This window comes from Methylomicrobium agile (assembly GCF_000733855.1).
GTDB classification, from domain to species: domain Bacteria; phylum Pseudomonadota; class Gammaproteobacteria; order Methylococcales; family Methylomonadaceae; genus Methylomicrobium; species Methylomicrobium agile.
In genome coordinates this window covers 443,241-459,236 of sequence record NZ_JPOJ01000001.1, presented here as the reverse complement: position 1 = coordinate 459,236, position 15,996 = coordinate 443,241, and the positions used below count along the sequence as shown (strand labels likewise).

The 15,996-nt window shown below is 52.9% G+C and carries 13 protein-coding genes and 1 pseudogene; 3 read left to right on the top strand and 11 right to left on the bottom strand.

Annotated elements, in window-relative coordinates:
• The first annotated feature begins 522 nt into the window (after positions 1 to 522).
• Both CC94_RS0102165 and CC94_RS0102160 read left to right on the top strand, forming a co-directional pair.
• Positions 523 to 786, top strand: coding sequence for an RNA recognition motif domain-containing protein (locus tag CC94_RS0102165; RefSeq protein WP_005373545.1), 264 nt, complete (start codon positions 523 to 525; stop codon positions 784 to 786).
• A 129-nt stretch (positions 787 to 915) separates the two neighbouring features.
• Entirely contained in the window at positions 916 to 2,046 is a 1,131-nt protein-coding gene (locus CC94_RS0102160; RefSeq protein WP_005373544.1) for a DEAD/DEAH box helicase, read from the top strand.
• Positions 2,047 to 2,125: 79 nt separating this feature from the next.
• On the opposite strand, the gene CC94_RS0102155 is transcribed toward CC94_RS0102160, so the two are convergent.
• The 5 genes from CC94_RS0102155 to CC94_RS0102135 are packed head-to-tail and all read right to left on the bottom strand — an operon-like array spanning position 2,126 to position 9,575.
• Positions 2,126 to 3,046 carry an NAD-dependent epimerase/dehydratase family protein gene (locus CC94_RS0102155; protein WP_051911559.1) on the bottom strand — a complete coding sequence of 307 codons (921 nt, stop codon included), beginning with the start codon at positions 3,044 to 3,046 and terminating at the stop codon, positions 2,126 to 2,128.
• 4 nt (positions 3,047 to 3,050) lie between these two features.
• Positions 3,051 to 3,950, bottom strand: a complete 900-nt coding sequence (locus CC94_RS0102150; protein WP_031429641.1) for a glycosyltransferase family 2 protein — start codon at positions 3,948 to 3,950, stop codon at positions 3,051 to 3,053.
• Positions 3,951 to 3,964: 14 nt separating this feature from the next.
• Positions 3,965 to 4,954, bottom strand: a complete 990-nt coding sequence (locus CC94_RS0102145) for a glycosyltransferase family 2 protein (protein ID WP_051911350.1) — start codon at positions 4,952 to 4,954, stop codon at positions 3,965 to 3,967.
• Positions 4,955 to 5,008: 54 nt separating this feature from the next.
• The gene (locus tag CC94_RS22120) at positions 5,009 to 9,022 is read right to left on the bottom strand and encodes a glycosyltransferase (protein WP_005373538.1); all 4,014 of its coding nucleotides are present in this window, start codon (positions 9,020 to 9,022) and stop codon (positions 5,009 to 5,011) included.
• On the bottom strand, positions 9,003 to 9,575 hold the full coding sequence (locus CC94_RS0102135) for a Wzt carbohydrate-binding domain-containing protein (RefSeq protein ID WP_084675279.1): 573 nt from the start codon (positions 9,573 to 9,575) through the stop codon (positions 9,003 to 9,005). Before CC94_RS0102135 ends, CC94_RS22120 begins: the two co-directional genes overlap by 20 nt.
• A gap of 71 nt (positions 9,576 to 9,646) precedes the next feature.
• Between CC94_RS0102135 and CC94_RS22765 the strand changes: the two genes are divergently transcribed.
• Positions 9,647 to 10,828: a transposase gene (locus CC94_RS22765; protein WP_084675278.1), complete on the top strand. Its 1,182-nt coding sequence runs from the start codon at positions 9,647 to 9,649 to the stop codon at positions 10,826 to 10,828.
• A 352-nt stretch (positions 10,829 to 11,180) separates the two neighbouring features.
• On the opposite strand, the pseudogene CC94_RS24480 reads toward CC94_RS22765, so the two are convergent.
• From CC94_RS24480 to rfbB, 6 genes and pseudogenes are all read right to left on the bottom strand, one after another.
• Positions 11,181 to 11,672: pseudogene (locus CC94_RS24480) on the bottom strand (ABC transporter ATP-binding protein); the annotation flags it as partial.
• Complete coding sequence (locus CC94_RS0102125) at positions 11,662 to 12,483, bottom strand: ABC transporter permease (protein WP_005373534.1); 822 nt, start codon at positions 12,481 to 12,483, stop codon at positions 11,662 to 11,664. The gene CC94_RS0102125 and the pseudogene CC94_RS24480, both read right to left, overlap by 11 nt.
• The gene (gene rfbC / locus CC94_RS0102120; RefSeq protein WP_005373533.1) at positions 12,483 to 13,028 is read right to left on the bottom strand and encodes a dTDP-4-dehydrorhamnose 3,5-epimerase; all 546 of its coding nucleotides are present in this window, start codon (positions 13,026 to 13,028) and stop codon (positions 12,483 to 12,485) included. Before rfbC ends, CC94_RS0102125 begins: the two co-directional genes overlap by 1 nt.
• A complete protein-coding gene (gene rfbA / locus CC94_RS0102115) occupies positions 13,028 to 13,909 on the bottom strand; it encodes a glucose-1-phosphate thymidylyltransferase RfbA (RefSeq protein WP_005373532.1) in 882 nt (293 codons plus the stop codon). Before rfbA ends, rfbC begins: the two co-directional genes overlap by 1 nt.
• A gap of 6 nt (positions 13,910 to 13,915) precedes the next feature.
• Positions 13,916 to 14,809: a dTDP-4-dehydrorhamnose reductase gene (rfbD, locus tag CC94_RS0102110; protein ID WP_005373531.1), complete on the bottom strand. Its 894-nt coding sequence runs from the start codon at positions 14,807 to 14,809 to the stop codon at positions 13,916 to 13,918.
• The gene (gene rfbB, locus CC94_RS0102105; protein WP_005373530.1) at positions 14,806 to 15,867 is read right to left on the bottom strand and encodes a dTDP-glucose 4,6-dehydratase; all 1,062 of its coding nucleotides are present in this window, start codon (positions 15,865 to 15,867) and stop codon (positions 14,806 to 14,808) included. Before rfbB ends, rfbD begins: the two co-directional genes overlap by 4 nt.
• Between the last annotated feature and the right edge of the window lie 129 nt (positions 15,868 to 15,996).

The following is a 15,996-nucleotide window of genomic DNA, read 5'->3' as shown; positions in this document are numbered from 1 at the left end:
GCAAAAATCATGCATTCCCTTGACCCTGCAAGCATACGGCATCCAGCGTTTTATACGCATCGCTCGGCGCTTGCTCGGGTTTACCGGAATGACAGGCGCCAAAATGCTTCCGCAATCGGTTGGAGAAACGAATCGAATCGAGCAGGACGATTAAATTGCCGCACAGAGGGGATATGTCTTATAATCGGAGGTGTTTTTTGAACTTCACATGCTAAACTGCATGTCGATGATTCATTGATGTGAATGACTAAGGGCTAAGCTCGATCGCCGGCGGATTGCAGCGTCGCCTAAAATTTCAAGTCCCTTTTCTTCCTCTCCGGAGAAGGGGCGGTACGGGGATACCCTATCCCTGAGCCACTCCAGTCCGGAATTTTCGCTACGCTTGCCCAGAGGATTACAAGCAGACTGATGACTTGCTTTTTCTTGGGACGAATCCGTCAGCGCAGCGCCATCCTGTTGTATACCGGAGTAATGGGTTATGCCGGATACAACCTTTTTCACACCCCTTATTAAGGACCTCTATTGAAAAGATTATTTGTGGGAAATCTACCTAGTGACGCGACCGAAGCCAGTGTATCGGCTTTATTCTCGGAGTTTGGCAGAGTTCATTCCATTGAGATCGTTACCGATCTGTTCAGCGGCAAATGCAAGGGTTTCGGCTATATCGGCATGGAAGGTCATGAGGCCAGAGCCGCGATCGCCAAGCTTAGCGGCATGCTCTACGGCGGCAAGCCGCTCCGAGTCAACTTTGAAGAGACTTCAGGCAGAAAGGGCCGGCGTCGTTAGCAGGAAGTTCCTTTCTGCAATTTTAAACATACGGAGAGGGCCTCTGGCGTTGGAAACAAACCGCCATCAGGGTGCCCGAGATTCCTCCCCCATGCCGGGATTTTAATCCCCCTCTTATCGAGATTTTCTATGCCATTTTCTTCTCTCGGCCTGTCCGAGTCCCTGTTGCGCGCGATCGGCGATTCAGGCTATACCGTGCCCACGCCGATCCAGCAAAAGTCCATTCCGGCGGTTCTATCGGGCCGCGACCTGCTCGCCGCCGCCCAGACCGGCACCGGCAAGACCGCAGGCTTTACCTTGCCGATTCTCCAGCGGCTGGCGGATAAACATTTCGACCGCAACCGTCCGGTCAGGGCACTCATCTTGACTCCGACTCGCGAACTGGCGGCTCAGGTAGGCGAGTCGGTAACCAAATACGGTGCGCATCTCGTCCCGCTACTGAAATCGGATGTCGTATTCGGCGGCGTCAAGATCAACCCGCAGATGATCCGCCTGCGCGGCGGCGTCGATATTTTGACCGCTACGCCGGGGCGCCTGCTCGACCTGGTTGCGCAGAATGCGGTCAAATTGAATCAAGTCGAAGTTTTGGTTCTGGATGAAGCGGACCGCATGCTGGACATGGGATTTATCCGGGATATCCACAAAATTCTGGCGTTGCTGCCCAAAAAGCGGCAGAACCTGCTGTTTTCCGCGACTTATTCGCCGGAAATCCGCAAGCTGACGCAGAATCTGCTGATCGATCCGGTAAGGATCGAAGTTGCGGTTGAAAACGCGGCGGCCGATACGGTCGAACAGATTGCCTATTCGGTCAACAAGACCGCCAAGGCCGCTTTTTTGACACAACTGATCAAGCACAATGACTGGCGGCAGGTTTTGGTTTTTACCAGTACCAAACACGGCGCCAACAAGCTGACCGAGAAGCTGAATTCCGCCCAGATTTCCGCCAAGGCCATACACGGTAATAAAAGTCAGGGGGCGAGAACCAGTGCCTTGGCCGATTTCAAATCCGGAGGAATCCGGGTACTGGTGGCGACCGATGTCGCCGCGCGCGGGATCGACATCGTCCAATTGCCGCATGTGGTGAATTATGAATTGCCGCGCTCTTCCGCCGATTATGTACATCGTATCGGCCGCACCGGTCGGGCAGGCCGGGGCGGGCTTGCGGTCTCTTTGATTTCAGAGGAAGAAAGCAATGCGTTGCGGCTGGTCGAAAAGCTGATCGGCGCTAAAATCAAACGCGGCCAAGCCACGGGTTTCTAGTTCGGTAAGCCGAATTGATTCGATAAAGTCCGCTTCTTATTATCCGATATTCCCGGTTATCCGATATTCCCGGTTCAACTTAAAGGTCCTCGGGAAAAAGCGCAAAGGCGCGCGGCTTGAACGCCAAGTCGCGCGCGGCCTGGCTATGGTCGAACGCCATGTCCCGGTTCATCCGTTCGGCCATTGCGGACGACCAGTGCCGGTAGCGGGGAAACAGGCGGAATAGGGCGCAGGCTATCTGGAAAGCCAACAAAGGCACCGGCAAAAGCAGCGGAAACCGGCCCATGCAGGTGAACACGCGGATAAGCATGTCCCGGTAAGAAAGCGTCTCTCCGCCGGAAAGATTGTAGACGCGGTTGGCCGCCGCCGACGATTCCAGCGCCGCAAGACAGGCATGGGCGACGTCCTGCACATGAACGGGTTGGCGGAGCCCCTGTGCTTTACCGAACAAGGGAAAGAACCCGAATCGCCGGATGAAGCGGGCAATCTCGGCGATATTTCCGTCCCGCCCGAATCCGTAAATCAAGGTTGGCCTGAGGATCACCCATTCCACGCCGCCGCTTTCCGCCCATTGTTGCACCCTGGCCTCCGCTTCGGCCAGGCGGCGCGAAACGGCCTGCTCTTCCGGATCGGAAGAATTCTTTTTCGTAAAGCGGCTGGTTGACGACAGGGTTACCAGGCGCCGTATGCCCTGGGATTCGAGCAAGGCGAAATACTCGGGCAGAATCCAGATAGGGGCGGTGCAGATCCAGTATTTGGCCGCCGTTTCGCTTGGCGAATGGGGAGCGGCAGCGACGCCCGGTTGCGGTAGAGGCAGCCATTCTATTGCTTCGGACGCAGGCGCCGATTCGCCCCGGTAATAGGCGGTTACCTTCCATCCTGCCTTGGTTGAAAGCGCCAGCAAACATTCTCCAACCAGACCGGTCGCGCCAATGACGGCCAGATTTTTGCGGGTGGGTTCCGCATCGTTCGGCGATAAATGATGAGGAAACGATGTCATCGCATTATGCTTCACTTCCGAATCCTAACCTGCGTTCGACATTTTTGAACGAACGGTAACCGGCGATCAAACCGAATCGGGACCAGACCCCCAATGCGACCAGCCACATCAATATGCCGGGATACTGATGGCGGAAAAATTTGAGGTAAAACCGCATCATGCCCTTGTGTTTATGCCATTCGACGAAAATAGGCCGGCTGCGGCTGCACGAGCCCTGCGCGTGAATCACCCGTGCCGAAGGGACGAAGAGGATTTTCCAGCCTTTCTGACGAAAACGCATGCACCAGTCGAGGTCTTCGCAATGCAGGAAGTAGCCTTCGTCCCATAGGCCGACGTCGGCAATGGCTTCGCGTTTCACCAGCATGCAGGCGCCCGAAATCGCTTCCACTTCGGCAGGGCTTTCGGGCAGCGGCTGTTTGTGCAGATAAAAGTCGAAGAACAGCTTCGGCCAGCGCTTGTCGAAATAGTTCAAACCGAATGCCCGTACGAAGGAACGCCAGGGTGTCGGTACCGCGCGGCGGGCTCCGCCCTGCTCGGAACCGTCCGGATTGATCAGCAGGCCGCCCGCCATTCCGGCTTTGTCCTCCGCTTTCAACGCGGCCAATAATTCGGCCAGGGCGCCTTTTTCGAAACAGCAGTCGGGATTCAGAAACAGCAGATAATCGGTTGTCGCCAGGGCGGCACCCTGGTTGCAGGCGGAAGCAAAGCCGGTGTTGGCGGCGTTTCTGACGAGCGTAACCGCAGGTAAACCTTCGATTTGTTTGAGGCTTTCATCTACGGAGGCGTTGTCGATGACGATGATTTCGACAGGCAGGAAGCTAAGGGATGATAGGGACTCAACGCATGCGCGAAGTAAATTCCTCGAGTTGTGATTAACGATAACTGCAGAGAGGGTGAACGTCATTTATTACGCTCTCATCACCGCAAGAGAAACAAATTTTTATCCAATATTCGCCAGATTTCGCGTATGGAGGCCTTTCTATATTGTGGGATATCCCTTCTCTTTTTCCACATCTTGGATACTCCCTGAATTGCATCCCATTTGGCCCGCGCAATGATTTTGCCTTTGCCCAGTCCGCTAAAATAAATAACGGAAACCGCGTTCAATAGTATATGAAAAGGGAGAAATAACCAAAACAAAATCCCCGGCATGTTTTTAACGTAAGCCCAGACCAGGTTTCGATGGCCGTAATAAATCGAGAAATCGCTATGACGGCCGCCTGTTGTCGCCGAGCCGACATGGCGTACCACCGCGCTGGGAACGTACATGGCTTTGTACCCGGCGAGTCGGAGGCGAAAACCTAAGTCGATGTCTTCGGCATAGCAAAAATAATCCTCGTCGAAGCCGCCTACCGTTTGCAACGCTTCGCGTCGGTATAAAGCGGCGCAGGCGCAGGGTGAAAATATTTCATGCGGCAACTCTTCGAAATCCGATTGAGGGCACCTATGGCCACGGCGCCAGACCAAGCCCGAGCAGTGATAGACGTCGCCGATGCCGTCGATGAGGTCATCCGAACCGTAAATCAATTGCTTCGAACCGAAAGCCGAGACGTCGGGATAGGTTTTGGCCGCCGCCAACAGTTGTTCCAGCCATGCGGGTTCCGGAAATGCATCGGGATTGAGCAAGGCTAAAAATTCGGTATTGCAGACCGATAAAGCAAGGTTATTGGCAGCGGCAAATCCGATATTCTTAACGAGCTTTTGAATCGTAACCCCAGGGATAGCGGGGATAAAATCAACCGAACCGTCCGTGCTGGCATTATCAATGATCAGGATATGATCCGGTTTTAGGGATTGTTCAGCAAGTTGTGCTACACATCGATCCAACAGAACGCCGCTGTTCCAGTTGACGATAATGACTGTAACGGACGCCGGCCTGTTGAATATTTCGCCTGCCAGGGTTGCCATGTATTGAGCCGGCTTTTGAAGCTAACGGGAGATTAATGCTTACACTTTTCCATATTAAGCAATCTGGCTGCCGCTTATTGCTCTAAAGGCGTCATATAGCCTTTCATAATGGAGCGTGTCTCTATAATTATTTAGAAGTTCTTTCTGCCTCCTTCTGAGCGTGGGTAAGTATTTCAAATGCTGTTTTCTACGATCCAGTAAAACGGCCTCATTTTTGGGTATTCTGAACTCCGAGGTGGGTTTATTGAGAAAAACAAAGTCTCCCTCCGCTGTATACCTCATCCATAAGTCCCAGTCTTCAAGACAATCCAATTCCAGGCTAAAGCCGCCGTGTTTCGTATAGAGTTCTTTTCGGAATATTAACGATTGAATTGTGATGTAGTTATAGTTCCATAAGTTAGATAACGACCAGCTGGAGCATCCGAAAAGATACTTCTTCCCTTCATTATATTTTAATGGCGATAAACTCAACACTTCAGTGGGAACTTCCCATGAACCCGCATATGCGCCTACTGCGGAAGGATGTAAAAGCAAATGTCGGACCAGAGATTCAATATGATCGGGTAGAAATAAATCGTCATCATCCAGAAATCCTATCAATTGCCCGCGAGACATTTCCAGTCCGCAGTTGCCGGCATGGCAGCGCCCCCGTTTGGGCGTGGATACATAATCTATCGTAATTCCCGGCGGTGGCGTTATTGTACTCATTAAAGAGCGGGTTCTTTCGGAACCGTCTTCCACGATCACGATTTGAATCGGACGGTAGGTTTGCTGAAAAACCGAGGCCAGGGCTTGTTTTAAGAAATCTTGTCTTTCCCCATGGGTTCGCGTGATGATGGTTACCAGTGGTGAATGGGCTATGTTTCCGCTTTCGTGCCGTTTTATCCAAGGCCGGTTGACGCGGGGAGGGAATGCCAGTGCAAAGTTTTCGGAGTTTAGAGAAAGATTCGGATTGTAAGCCGGATCATCTTCGATATAGGCCTTCCATTTTATTGCAAAATAATCTTCTTCGCTTTGATGGGCCAACAAACCGCGGGTTTTCGATTCATGATGATACATTTCCGCATAAGGCGTATACAAGTTCCTATACCCTCTTTCATGGATACGCAGGCAAAGATCGACATCGTTGAAAGTTACGGAAAAATTTTCGTCAAATCCCTCAACTTCGTCAAAAACTTGTTTTCTCAATACCATACAGGCAGCGGTCACTGCCGTAAGATTTTGGATAAGAACCGAGCGCGCCCAATACCCGAGCCATTCGGGCGAAGAATGACGATGCATATGGCCGGCTTTTCCTTTATAGCCTAACAGAACGCCCGCATGCTGAACGGTGCCGTCCGGATAATACAGTCTGGCCCCTACGGCGCCGATTTCAGGGCGCATTGCATGACTGACCATTTCTCGAAGCCAATCGGCGTTAATGATTTCGATATCGTTGTTGAGTAAGGCCAGGAGAGTTCCGCTTGCCTTACCTGCCGCCATATTGTTAATTTTCGAGTAATTGAACGGCTCGTCAAAATCTATGATTTTAATTCTCGGGTCGATGGAAAGCGATTTAAGATACCGGTAGGTGGCGGGATCTTTGCTTTGGTTGTTGACTATGATTATTTCAATGTTTTTATAGATGGTCTCGTTTAACAGTCCATCTATGCATTTACTGAGTAAGTCTATACCGTCTTTGGTAGGAATGATAATACTCACTAACGGTTCTTCCGGTAATGAATAAACGACCCGGTGGATGGAAAGATGAGGGTAATGAGATGTGACTTCCGCTTGAATATCGAGTCTTTTCAGATGTTCCGCCAGGGCTTTGCGGGAAGTGGCGGGCGCATAATTCTTTGCTTCCGAGTCAGTCGCAAGCGAGCCGGGTACGGCACGCCAGTGATACAACACATAGGGAATGTGCTTGATCCGCAATGGCGATATTTGTTCGGTAACGCGCAATACCAGGTCATAATCCTGACTGCCGTCAAATTCCCTACGCCAGCCATTCAGTTTTCGAACAACGGAGGTCCGAAAAACGGCGAGATGATCTACAAAATTTTGAGACCTTAAAAGGTCCGGATTGAAGTCTGGCTTGAAATAGGGATCGTAGCGGATGTCGTGGATATCTATCTTATCCTGATCGCTATATAAAAAATCTACTTCGGGATTGCGGTTGATTTCTTCCGCAAATAAATAAAGCGCGTGCTCGGCAATCGCATCGTCATGGTCAAGCATCGCGAGAAACTCTCCTCGAGCCAAAGCCAACGCACTGTTGGACGCTTGGGAGATATGGCCGTTAGCGGTCCGGTAAACGACTTTGATCCGGGCATCTTGCCGGCAATGGCGGTCAATGATTTTGCGTATCGAGGGGTCGGTGGACGCGTCATCGGCAATGCATAGCTCCCAATGCGGGTATAGCTGATTGCGGACGGATTGAATGGCCTTTTCGAAGAAATCGAGAGGCGGATTGTAGACCGGCATTATCACCGAGAAAAGCGGCTTATATTGAAAGCCCTCGATATGAGATACAATCTTTTCCCGATCCGTATCGGTTAAAGTGTCATAAAGTTGTATCCATTGGGTATATTCGGCTTTATCCTCTTCTTCCGAGAATCGATTATGTGGATTCGTATGACTTGGGGAGCCTTTTCGTGCGGTATCCACCCAGACAATACGCCGCTTTATTCCAGCCCAGCCTTCGCGCGCATAGACTTTCCGAGTTTTATCGATAACTCCTCCGATACCGCCGCAAATATAAATTATATCGGGCAATATGCTTATTATACTTCCAAGAATTTTTGCCTTTGAAGATATCATGCGCAGAGGGTAAGTGATTCTCCAACTGGTACTGTCAAGAAGTTCATCAATGGATTGATTGAGATTACCGATCTGAGTATTGCGCTCGGTCAGAGCTTGATTCAGGCTGTCGATCCGGGCGTCGCGCTCGGCCAAAACCTGGTTCAGGCCGTCAATCCGAACATCGCGTTCGGCCAAAACCTGGTTCAGGCCGTCAATCCGAACATCGCGCTCGGCCAGAGTCTGATTCAGGTCGTCGGTCCGAGCATCGCGTTCGGCCAGAGTCTGATTCAGGCTGCCGATCCGAGCGTCGCGTTCGGCCAAAGTTTGGTTCAGGTCGTCGGTCCGAGCATCGCGTTCGGCCAGAGTCTGATTCAGGTTGTCGATCCGAGCGTCGCGTTCGGCTGAAGCTTGGTTCAGGCTGTCGATCCGGGTATCGCGCTCGGCCAGGGCCTGGTTCAGGCGGTCAGCCTCGGCAGTGCGGCCAACCAGTGTTTGATTGAGATTGGCAATCTCCTCGTTACGTGAGGCGAGTAATCGGTTAAGCGTGGATAAATGGATTTTTGCCTGATCAAATTCATAACGTTCCAACTGTTTGGCGCCTAAAGCCGAAAAGTAATTTTGAATCTGCCGTTGTTCAAAAGACGCGGGATTCAGCCAGGCAAATTTTTGTTCACTTGTCGAGGCTTCGTTTAACTGCAAAATACCTAGCCCATGCGAGTGTAAGAACTCCATGTGATTCGGATAGCGCTCTTGCAGCGCTTCCCATAATTTCCAGACGCCGAATTCATTTTCGCGCACATTGGTGTCATGCAGGAGGACGATAGCGTTGGGCGCGAGTTTGGGCAACCAGGCTTCAAAGTCGTGTTTAACTGCCTCGTAGGTATGTAGTCCGTCGATATGTAGCAGTTCAATCGATCCATCGGAAAAATAGCTCAAGGCCTCATCGAACTCCATGCGCAGCAAACGGGAAAACTGCGCATAGTGCGTTTTGTTGTGCTGATCGACTCGGTCAAATATTTCATTGCCATATAAGCCCGCATGTTTATCGCCTCTCCAGGTATCGACGGCATAACATTTTGTAGCGAGATTGTTTTCTTTTACCGACTGGCAGAAAGAAAAATAAGAGTTGCCCGAATGCGTACCCAATTCGACAAAAATTTTTGGATTAACGGTGTGTATCAACCAAGCCGCAAAAGGCATATGCCCACACCAAGCCTCTGGGGCCTGCAATGAGATAGGCGTAAATTTAGCCGATTCCAGTAAACTATCCGATAGACTCTTCATGCAATTTCTTAACTTTAAGTTTGATATTATTCATTGGAATGCCGATAAGGCCGCCCGCCACACTGGTCGATTCCGATCTGAAAAATATTGCGTCGTGCATCCAGTGGTGCTGGATATGGTCGTTCTGCGTGCCATTTGCAATCGCTACGGTAATGGAATAATCACCCGCAAACAATCGAGGCATTTGAAACGAAAAATCCGCTATTATGCACTGACCTTCGGTACAGACGACAGGGGAATCGATATAGCTGAGATAAGTATTGTCTCCAAATAAGTACTGTCCCAATTTATCTTTTATAAAAAAGCCGATAATGGGCGAATCGAGGGGCGAGTGCGCTCTGGCTTCGATTCTCAAGGCGACCTCTTCTCCACCGACAACCCAGGCCAGCGGGTTGCCTTCTTTATCGAGAAATTTGACCGAAACAATTTGAGCTTCGCCTTTTCCGAATGACGGCGCCTCCGGGTTGAATTCAAATAATCGGATGTCGTTACGCAAATTACTGGTATTGATAAACTCGCGACGCTGATCTTTGGCATGCTGATTGCCTGACAAAACTTAGCAACGCCCTGCCGGAGGTGTCAAAATAAGCATTTCGTAATATTGACAAGCAAGGACGCCGACGGATGCCGCCAGAGACCCGATTGTATGACACGGTACTGAAATTATTGCACGATGCCCCGTGGCGAGACCGCCGGCATTTAGCGGCCGTGTCGTGGATGGTGGTCGGTCTATTATCGAGCGGGTGGATTGCCTTGAGCGAATGGACGGCATTTGTGGTGGGGCGTGCGCAGTACGCACAAAGCAGTGAGCGGCGGTTTCAGCGTTGGCTGGCGAATCCCCGGATTGACGTATTGCAGCTCTACGCAGCGGTGTTGCGGGGTGCCTTGGGGACGCTGGCAGATCAACGCTTGCTGGTGGCGTTGGATACCACGGTGTTATGGAATCAGTTCTGCGTCGTGCAAGTATCATTGGTGTATCGGGGACGAGGTATCCCGTTGGTGTGGAAAGTCTTGGAGCACCCGAGTGCCAGTGTGGCGTTCCGCGATTATCGCGGGGTGTTGGGATTTGCGGCGCGCTTGTTGAAGGGTTACGAAGTGGTATTGCTGGCAGATCGCGGTTTTATGCATGGTGATTTATTGCGTTGGTGCCAGCGGCAGAGCCATTGGCACGTGCGTGTGCGCTGCAAACGCGATGTGGGCATGTTTGAAAGGACGCGTCACGGTTACCGTGCCTTGACCTTACGCGTGTTGCCGGGCGAAGTTTGTTACTACCACAACGTCTATTTGACGGCAGAGCATCTACCGGTTCATCTCGCGGTCGGTTGGGAAAAGGGCGCCAAAGAGCCGTGGATCATCGTCAGCGATCAACCAACCGATGACGAAACTTTGTACGAGTATGGGCGTCGGTTCACCATCGAAGAAACGTTTTTGGACCACAAGTCCAACGGCTTCCAGTGGGAGTCATCGAAGCTGAGCGATGTGGGCACGCTGCAGCGCTTGTGTTTTGTGATGGCGGTCGCCACACTGGTAGTGGTCTGCCAAGGCGTAGCGGTGGTAGCCGAAGGCAAACGGCGCTACGTTGATCCGCATTGGTTCCGCGGACAAAGTTATGCCCGCATCGGTTGGAACTGGCTACGCCGGGCTTTGGCTCGCGGCGAAGCGTTGATCGACTCCTTGGCGTTACTCACCTGCCACGATCCCGCGCCGGCCAAAGCCTCGAAGCGTCAGGTCGATAGGTCGCGATGGATGGACGACTTACCATTCCGGTATGTCTTCTTTTTTTCTGCTCCGTCAGTGGGTTATTAAGTTTTGTCAGGCAATCAGCTTTGGCATGAGTCATCGAATGATCGACGGAATCGATTTTAGCGGGGATTGCGCTTTTTCCTTGCTGGGCTTCGTAGAATGCTTCCAGGTAGTTTTCACAAATTTCTTTGGGCGGACCTTGCCGTACAATAGACCCTTTTTCAAGCCAAATGGCATGGGTGCACAAATTTCTGACAGAACCGGTATCATGGCTGACAAAGAATACTGTTCCCGATTGCATGAAACGGCGTAAAAACCGCATGCACTTTTGGGTAAAGAAGGCATCCCCCACCGCGAGCGCTTCATCTATTATCAAAATATCCGCATCGATGTGGGCAATGACTGCAAACGCTAAACGCAGCATCATGCCACTGGAGTAAGTTTTGACGGGCTGCTCGATAAAGTCGCCGATATCGGCAAAAGCGATAATGTCGTCAAAGCGGGCATCGGTTTCTTTTTGGCTCAATCCCAGTACGGCGGCGTTGATATAGACGTTTTCGCGTCCGGTAAACTCCGGGTTAAAACCCGAGCCGAGTTCAAGCAAGGCCGCGATACGCCCATGAACTCGAAGGTTGCCGCTCGTCGGATTGAGCGTGCCGCAGATAAGCTGCAATAACGTCGATTTGCCGCTGCCGTTCCGGCCTATGATGCCGACCGTTTCGCCTTTTTTTATTTCGAAAGAGACGTTTCTTAGTGCCCAGAACTCGCGGAAATATTGTTTGGGCTTTTGTCCGGCCAGGTATTGCAAACGCGGATAGATCGATTGTTTGAGCCGGTCCTGCGGCTTATCGTAAATCTGGTAGCATTTGGACAGATTGTCCACTTGAATGGCGATTTCAGAGCACATCGGCAAATCCTTTGCGCGTCTTCTGGAACCAGACGAAGCCGGTCCACGCAATGATCAATCCCGCCGTTCCCATCAGGGTCCATTGCCGAATATCCGGCACTTTTCCGAAAATCAGCGTATTGCGTCCTTCTTCGATGATGAAGGTGAGCGGATTGATTTGCAGCCAGATCTGGTATTGATCGGGCAGGGCGCTGACCGGGTAAAACACCGGGGAAAGAAACATCAATATCGTCGTCACCATACCGGTGATTTGGCCGATGTCGCGCACGTAGACGCCGAGCCCGGCCAGAAACCAGGCGCAGCCCATCGTCGCGAAGACGAGCGGCAGCAAGATCAGCGGAAACAGCAGGGCCGTCCACATGATCTGCTGGCTGAGAAGCAATTGCGCGGCCAATAGGACGATCAGGCTGATCGAGCTATGGAAAAGCGCCGAACTCAAGGCGACCCAGGGCAGGATTTCCAGCGGAAAAATGACCTTTTTCACATAATTGACATTCGAGAGGATCAGGCCGGGCGCGCGGTTCAGGCATTCGGAGAACAAACCGTGGACGATCATGCCCACGAAAAGCACGATCGCGAATTCGGTTTGGCTTTCTTCCCCGCCGCTCCCCCAGCGCGACTTGAAAATCACCGAGAACACGAACGTGTAAATCAGCAGCATCAGGACCGGATTGAAAAAAGACCAGGCCATGCCCAGCAACGAACCGCGATAACGTCCTATCACTTCGCGTTTGGTCAGCGTATAGATCAGGCTGCGGTTGCGCCAGAAGCTGGCAATCATTTCGCGGGGAGAAATACTGAAGCGCAGCATCAGGCAAATGTTTCGGCTTGATGTAAAGGCAAACCGCCGGCGTCCTTGGCCGATAGAACGGGAGCATCCTGAATCAGCCAGTCGATCGCGAGCGTCGCGTCATCCCAGGCAATACAGCGTTCGTGGGTCGGCGCGTAATAATCGGTCGTCTTGTAAAGAAACTCGGCGTGGTCGGTCAGTACGACGAAACCGTGCGCGAACCCTTCGGGTACCCAAAGCTGGTGTTTATTTTCCGCGGAAAGCATGGCGCTGACCCAGCGGCCGAAAGTGGGCGAGGATCGGCGAATATCTACCGCAACATCGAGCACCTTGCCGCATGCCACGCGCACCAGCTTGCCCTGGGGCTGGTGAATTTGGTAATGCAATCCTCGCAGGACGTTTTTCGCGGAACGCGAATGGTTGTCCTGCACGAAATTCACTTTTCGGCCCACGATCTCTTCGAATTGGCGCAGATTGAAACTTTCAAAGAAAAAACCGCGCTCGTCGCCGAACATGGCGGGTTCGAGCAGGATAACGTCGGCTATCGCAAGGGGAGTCGCTTTCATCAGAATATATTCTCCTGCAGAATCCGCTGCAAATAGTGTCCATAACCGTTTTTGGCAAGCGTCCGCGCGAGCTTGTCGAGTTGATCGACACTGATCCACTGTTGTCTGAAAGCGATTTCTTCGGGGCAGGAGACTTTGAGTCCCTGGCGGTTTTCGATGGTGGCGATGAATTGACTGGCGTCCAGCAAGGACTCGTGGGTGCCGGTATCGAGCCAGGCATAGCCGCGGCCCATGATTTCGACGTTTAACTTGCGTTGCTCCAAATAAATGCGGTTCAGGTCGGTGATTTCCAGTTCGCCGCGCGCCGAAGGCTTGAGATTGCGGGCGAGTTCCACCACGTTCCGGTCATAGAAATACAGGCCGGTCACCGCGTAATTCGATTTGGGCAAGGGCGGTTTTTCTTCCAGCGAGAGGGCTTTGCCTTGCCGGTCGAATTCGACGACGCCGTAGCGTTCCGGATCGGTGACGTGGTAGGCGAATACGGTGGCGCCCTCGCCGCGCGCCATCGCATTACCGAGGAGTTCCTGCAGATCGTGGCCGTAAAAGAGGTTATCGCCCAGAATTAGGGCGGAAGGATCGCCGCCGATGAACGACTCGCCGATAATGAACGCCTGCGCCAGCCCGTCGGGGCTGGGCTGCACGGCATAGTGCAGGTCGAGTCCCCATTGTTCGCCGCTGCCCAGGAGCTGCTCGAAGCGCGGCACGTCCTGCGGCGTGGAAATGATCAGGATGTCGCGAATACCGGCCAGCATCAGGGTGCTGAGCGGGTAGTAGATCATCGGCTTGTCGAATACCGGCAATAACTGCTTGGAGATGGCGAGCGTGGCGGGATGTAAGCGGGTGCCCGAACCGCCGGCCAGGATGATTCCTTTACGTTGCATAGTTCTTTAGGAGAAAGGTGAAAGCGTCAATTGATCGATCGTGCGGTTGGCGTGCACGGTCCAGTCGGGCAACTGCAGTCCGAGCCCGGAAGACAACAGCGAAGTATCGAGCCGGGAATTTTTCGGGCGTCGGGCGGGAGCCGGATAGTCTTCGGCGGTGATTGCATTGATCTGCGACGCGTCCAGGTGCAGCGGGAGGCCGTTGGCCAGCGCGCGGTCGACGATGTGGCGGGCGAATCGGTGCCAGTTGGCTTCGCCGTTGGCGGTCAGGTGGTAAATGCCGCTGCCGATGCGGCCGGACCGATAACCTGCGATCGCCAGCGCGGTGACGTCGGCAATCAACTCGGCCGATGTCGGGGCGCCGAATTGGTCTGCGACGATATTCAGGCGATTTTTCTCTTTGGCCAGACGCAGAATCGTTTTGATGAAATTGCCGCCGTGCGCGGAAAACACCCAGCTGGTGCGAAAAATCAGCGCGTTGCACCGGCTTTGTTCAATCGCCTCCTCCCCCTTTCTCTTGGACAGGCCGTACACGCCGAGCGGGCGCGTGGCGTCGGTTTCCACGAAAGCCCCCGGTTTTTGCCCGTCGAACACGTAATCGGTCGAATAATGCACCAGTAAAATCTTTTGACGGAATGCATGGCCGGCCATCACTTCCACGGCTTCCGCATTGATCCGGAAGGCCGTTGCGGAGTCGGTTTCGGCCTTGTCCACCGCCGTGTAAGCGGCCGCGTTCACGATCAGCTCCGGTTTTACCGTCTGCAGTAGGCGGTCCAGTCCGGTAAGGTTTTGCAGGTCGGCGTCCTGCCGATTGAGCGCGAACACTTCCCCCAGCGGCAGCAATGTCCGCCGAAGTTCGCGTCCGACCTGGCCGTCTTTGCCGAATAAGAGAATTTTCATACCACGTAGTGCTTGTCGATCCAGTCCCGGTAGGCGCCGCTTGTCACATTGCGTACCCAGTCCGGATTGTCCAGATACCATTGAACCGTCTTGCGGATGCCGGATTCGAACGTTTCGGCAGGCTTCCAGCCCAGTTCTCTTTCCAGCTTCGTCGCGTCGATCGCGTAGCGGCGATCGTGTCCCGGGCGGTCTTTGACGAAAGTGATCTGCGTGCGGTACGGCCGGCCGTCAGACCGGGGCCGCAGTTCGTCCAGAATATCGCACAAGGCATGGACGACATCCAGGTTCGCTTTCTCGTTCCAGCCGCCGATATTATAGGTTTCTCCCGCTTTGCCGGCAGCCAGGACCCTTCGGATCGCGCTGCAATGGTCTTTCACATACAGCCAGTCGCGTATTTGCCGGCCGTCTCCGTAAATCGGCAGCGGCTTGCCGGCGAGCGCATGATGGATCACCAGCGGAATCAGTTTTTCGGGGAAATGGTAGGGGCCGTAATTGTTGGAACAATGGGTCGTCACTACGGGCAGCCCGTAGGTATGATGATAAGCGCGCACCAAGTGATCGCTGGCCGCCTTGCTGGCCGAATAAGGGCTGTTGGGTTCGTAGCGGTCGGTTTCGCAAAAGGCCGGATCTTCTTCGCTCAGCGATCCGTAGACCTCATCGGTGGAAACGTGCAGGAAACGAAAACCGGCTTTCCTCTCTTCCGGCAGCGTATTCCAGTAATGCCGCGCGGTTTCGAGAAGATGGAAAGTGCCGACAACATTGGTCCGGATGAAGTCTTCGGGACCGTGAATCGAACGGTCGACATGGCTTTCCGCCGCAAAATTCACGATCGCCCGCGGCCGGTGTTCCGTCAGCAAAGCATTGACCAGGTTTTTGTCGCCGATGTCTCCTCGGACGAAGCGGTGCCGCTCGTCCTCTTCAAGGCTTTGGAGATTTTCGATATTGCCGGCATAAGTCAGTTTGTCCAGGTTGATCAGCGTTTCCTCGTGCTGTTTGAACCAGTCAAGCACGAAATTGGAACCGATAAAACCTGCTCCGCCCGTTATAAGAATACTCATTTATCTGTTAGTCCTAAAAATGGGGTGACATATTCCGCTAATAAATCCTTTAGCCGTTTAATCGAATCTTTGCAAAAAGATCGATGACAGTCGCCATAATCGTCGCCGCAGAAGATCGCGGGCACTATA

Bases quoted from the DNA above. Each gene is read 5' to 3' on its own strand.
- CC94_RS0102160 (WP_005373544.1), top strand. From the start codon at position 916: ATGCCATTTTCTTCTCTCGGCCTGTCCGAGTCCCTGTTGCGCGCGATC.
- CC94_RS0102155 (WP_051911559.1), bottom strand. From the start codon at position 3,046: ATGACATCGTTTCCTCATCATTTATCGCCGAACGATGCGGAACCCACC.
- CC94_RS0102150 (WP_031429641.1), bottom strand. From the start codon at position 3,950: ATGACGTTCACCCTCTCTGCAGTTATCGTTAATCACAACTCGAGGAAT.
- CC94_RS0102145 (WP_051911350.1), bottom strand. From the start codon at position 4,954: ATGGCAACCCTGGCAGGCGAAATATTCAACAGGCCGGCGTCCGTTACA.
- CC94_RS22120 (WP_005373538.1), bottom strand. From the start codon at position 9,022: ATGAAGAGTCTATCGGATAGTTTACTGGAATCGGCTAAATTTACGCCT.
- CC94_RS22765 (WP_084675278.1), top strand. From the start codon at position 9,647: ATGCCGCCAGAGACCCGATTGTATGACACGGTACTGAAATTATTGCAC.
- CC94_RS0102125 (WP_005373534.1), bottom strand. From the start codon at position 12,483: ATGCTGCGCTTCAGTATTTCTCCCCGCGAAATGATTGCCAGCTTCTGG.
- rfbC (WP_005373533.1), bottom strand. From the start codon at position 13,028: ATGAAAGCGACTCCCCTTGCGATAGCCGACGTTATCCTGCTCGAACCC.
- rfbA (WP_005373532.1), bottom strand. From the start codon at position 13,909: ATGCAACGTAAAGGAATCATCCTGGCCGGCGGTTCGGGCACCCGCTTA.
- rfbD (WP_005373531.1), bottom strand. From the start codon at position 14,809: ATGAAAATTCTCTTATTCGGCAAAGACGGCCAGGTCGGACGCGAACTT.
- rfbB (WP_005373530.1), bottom strand. From the start codon at position 15,867: ATGAGTATTCTTATAACGGGCGGAGCAGGTTTTATCGGTTCCAATTTC.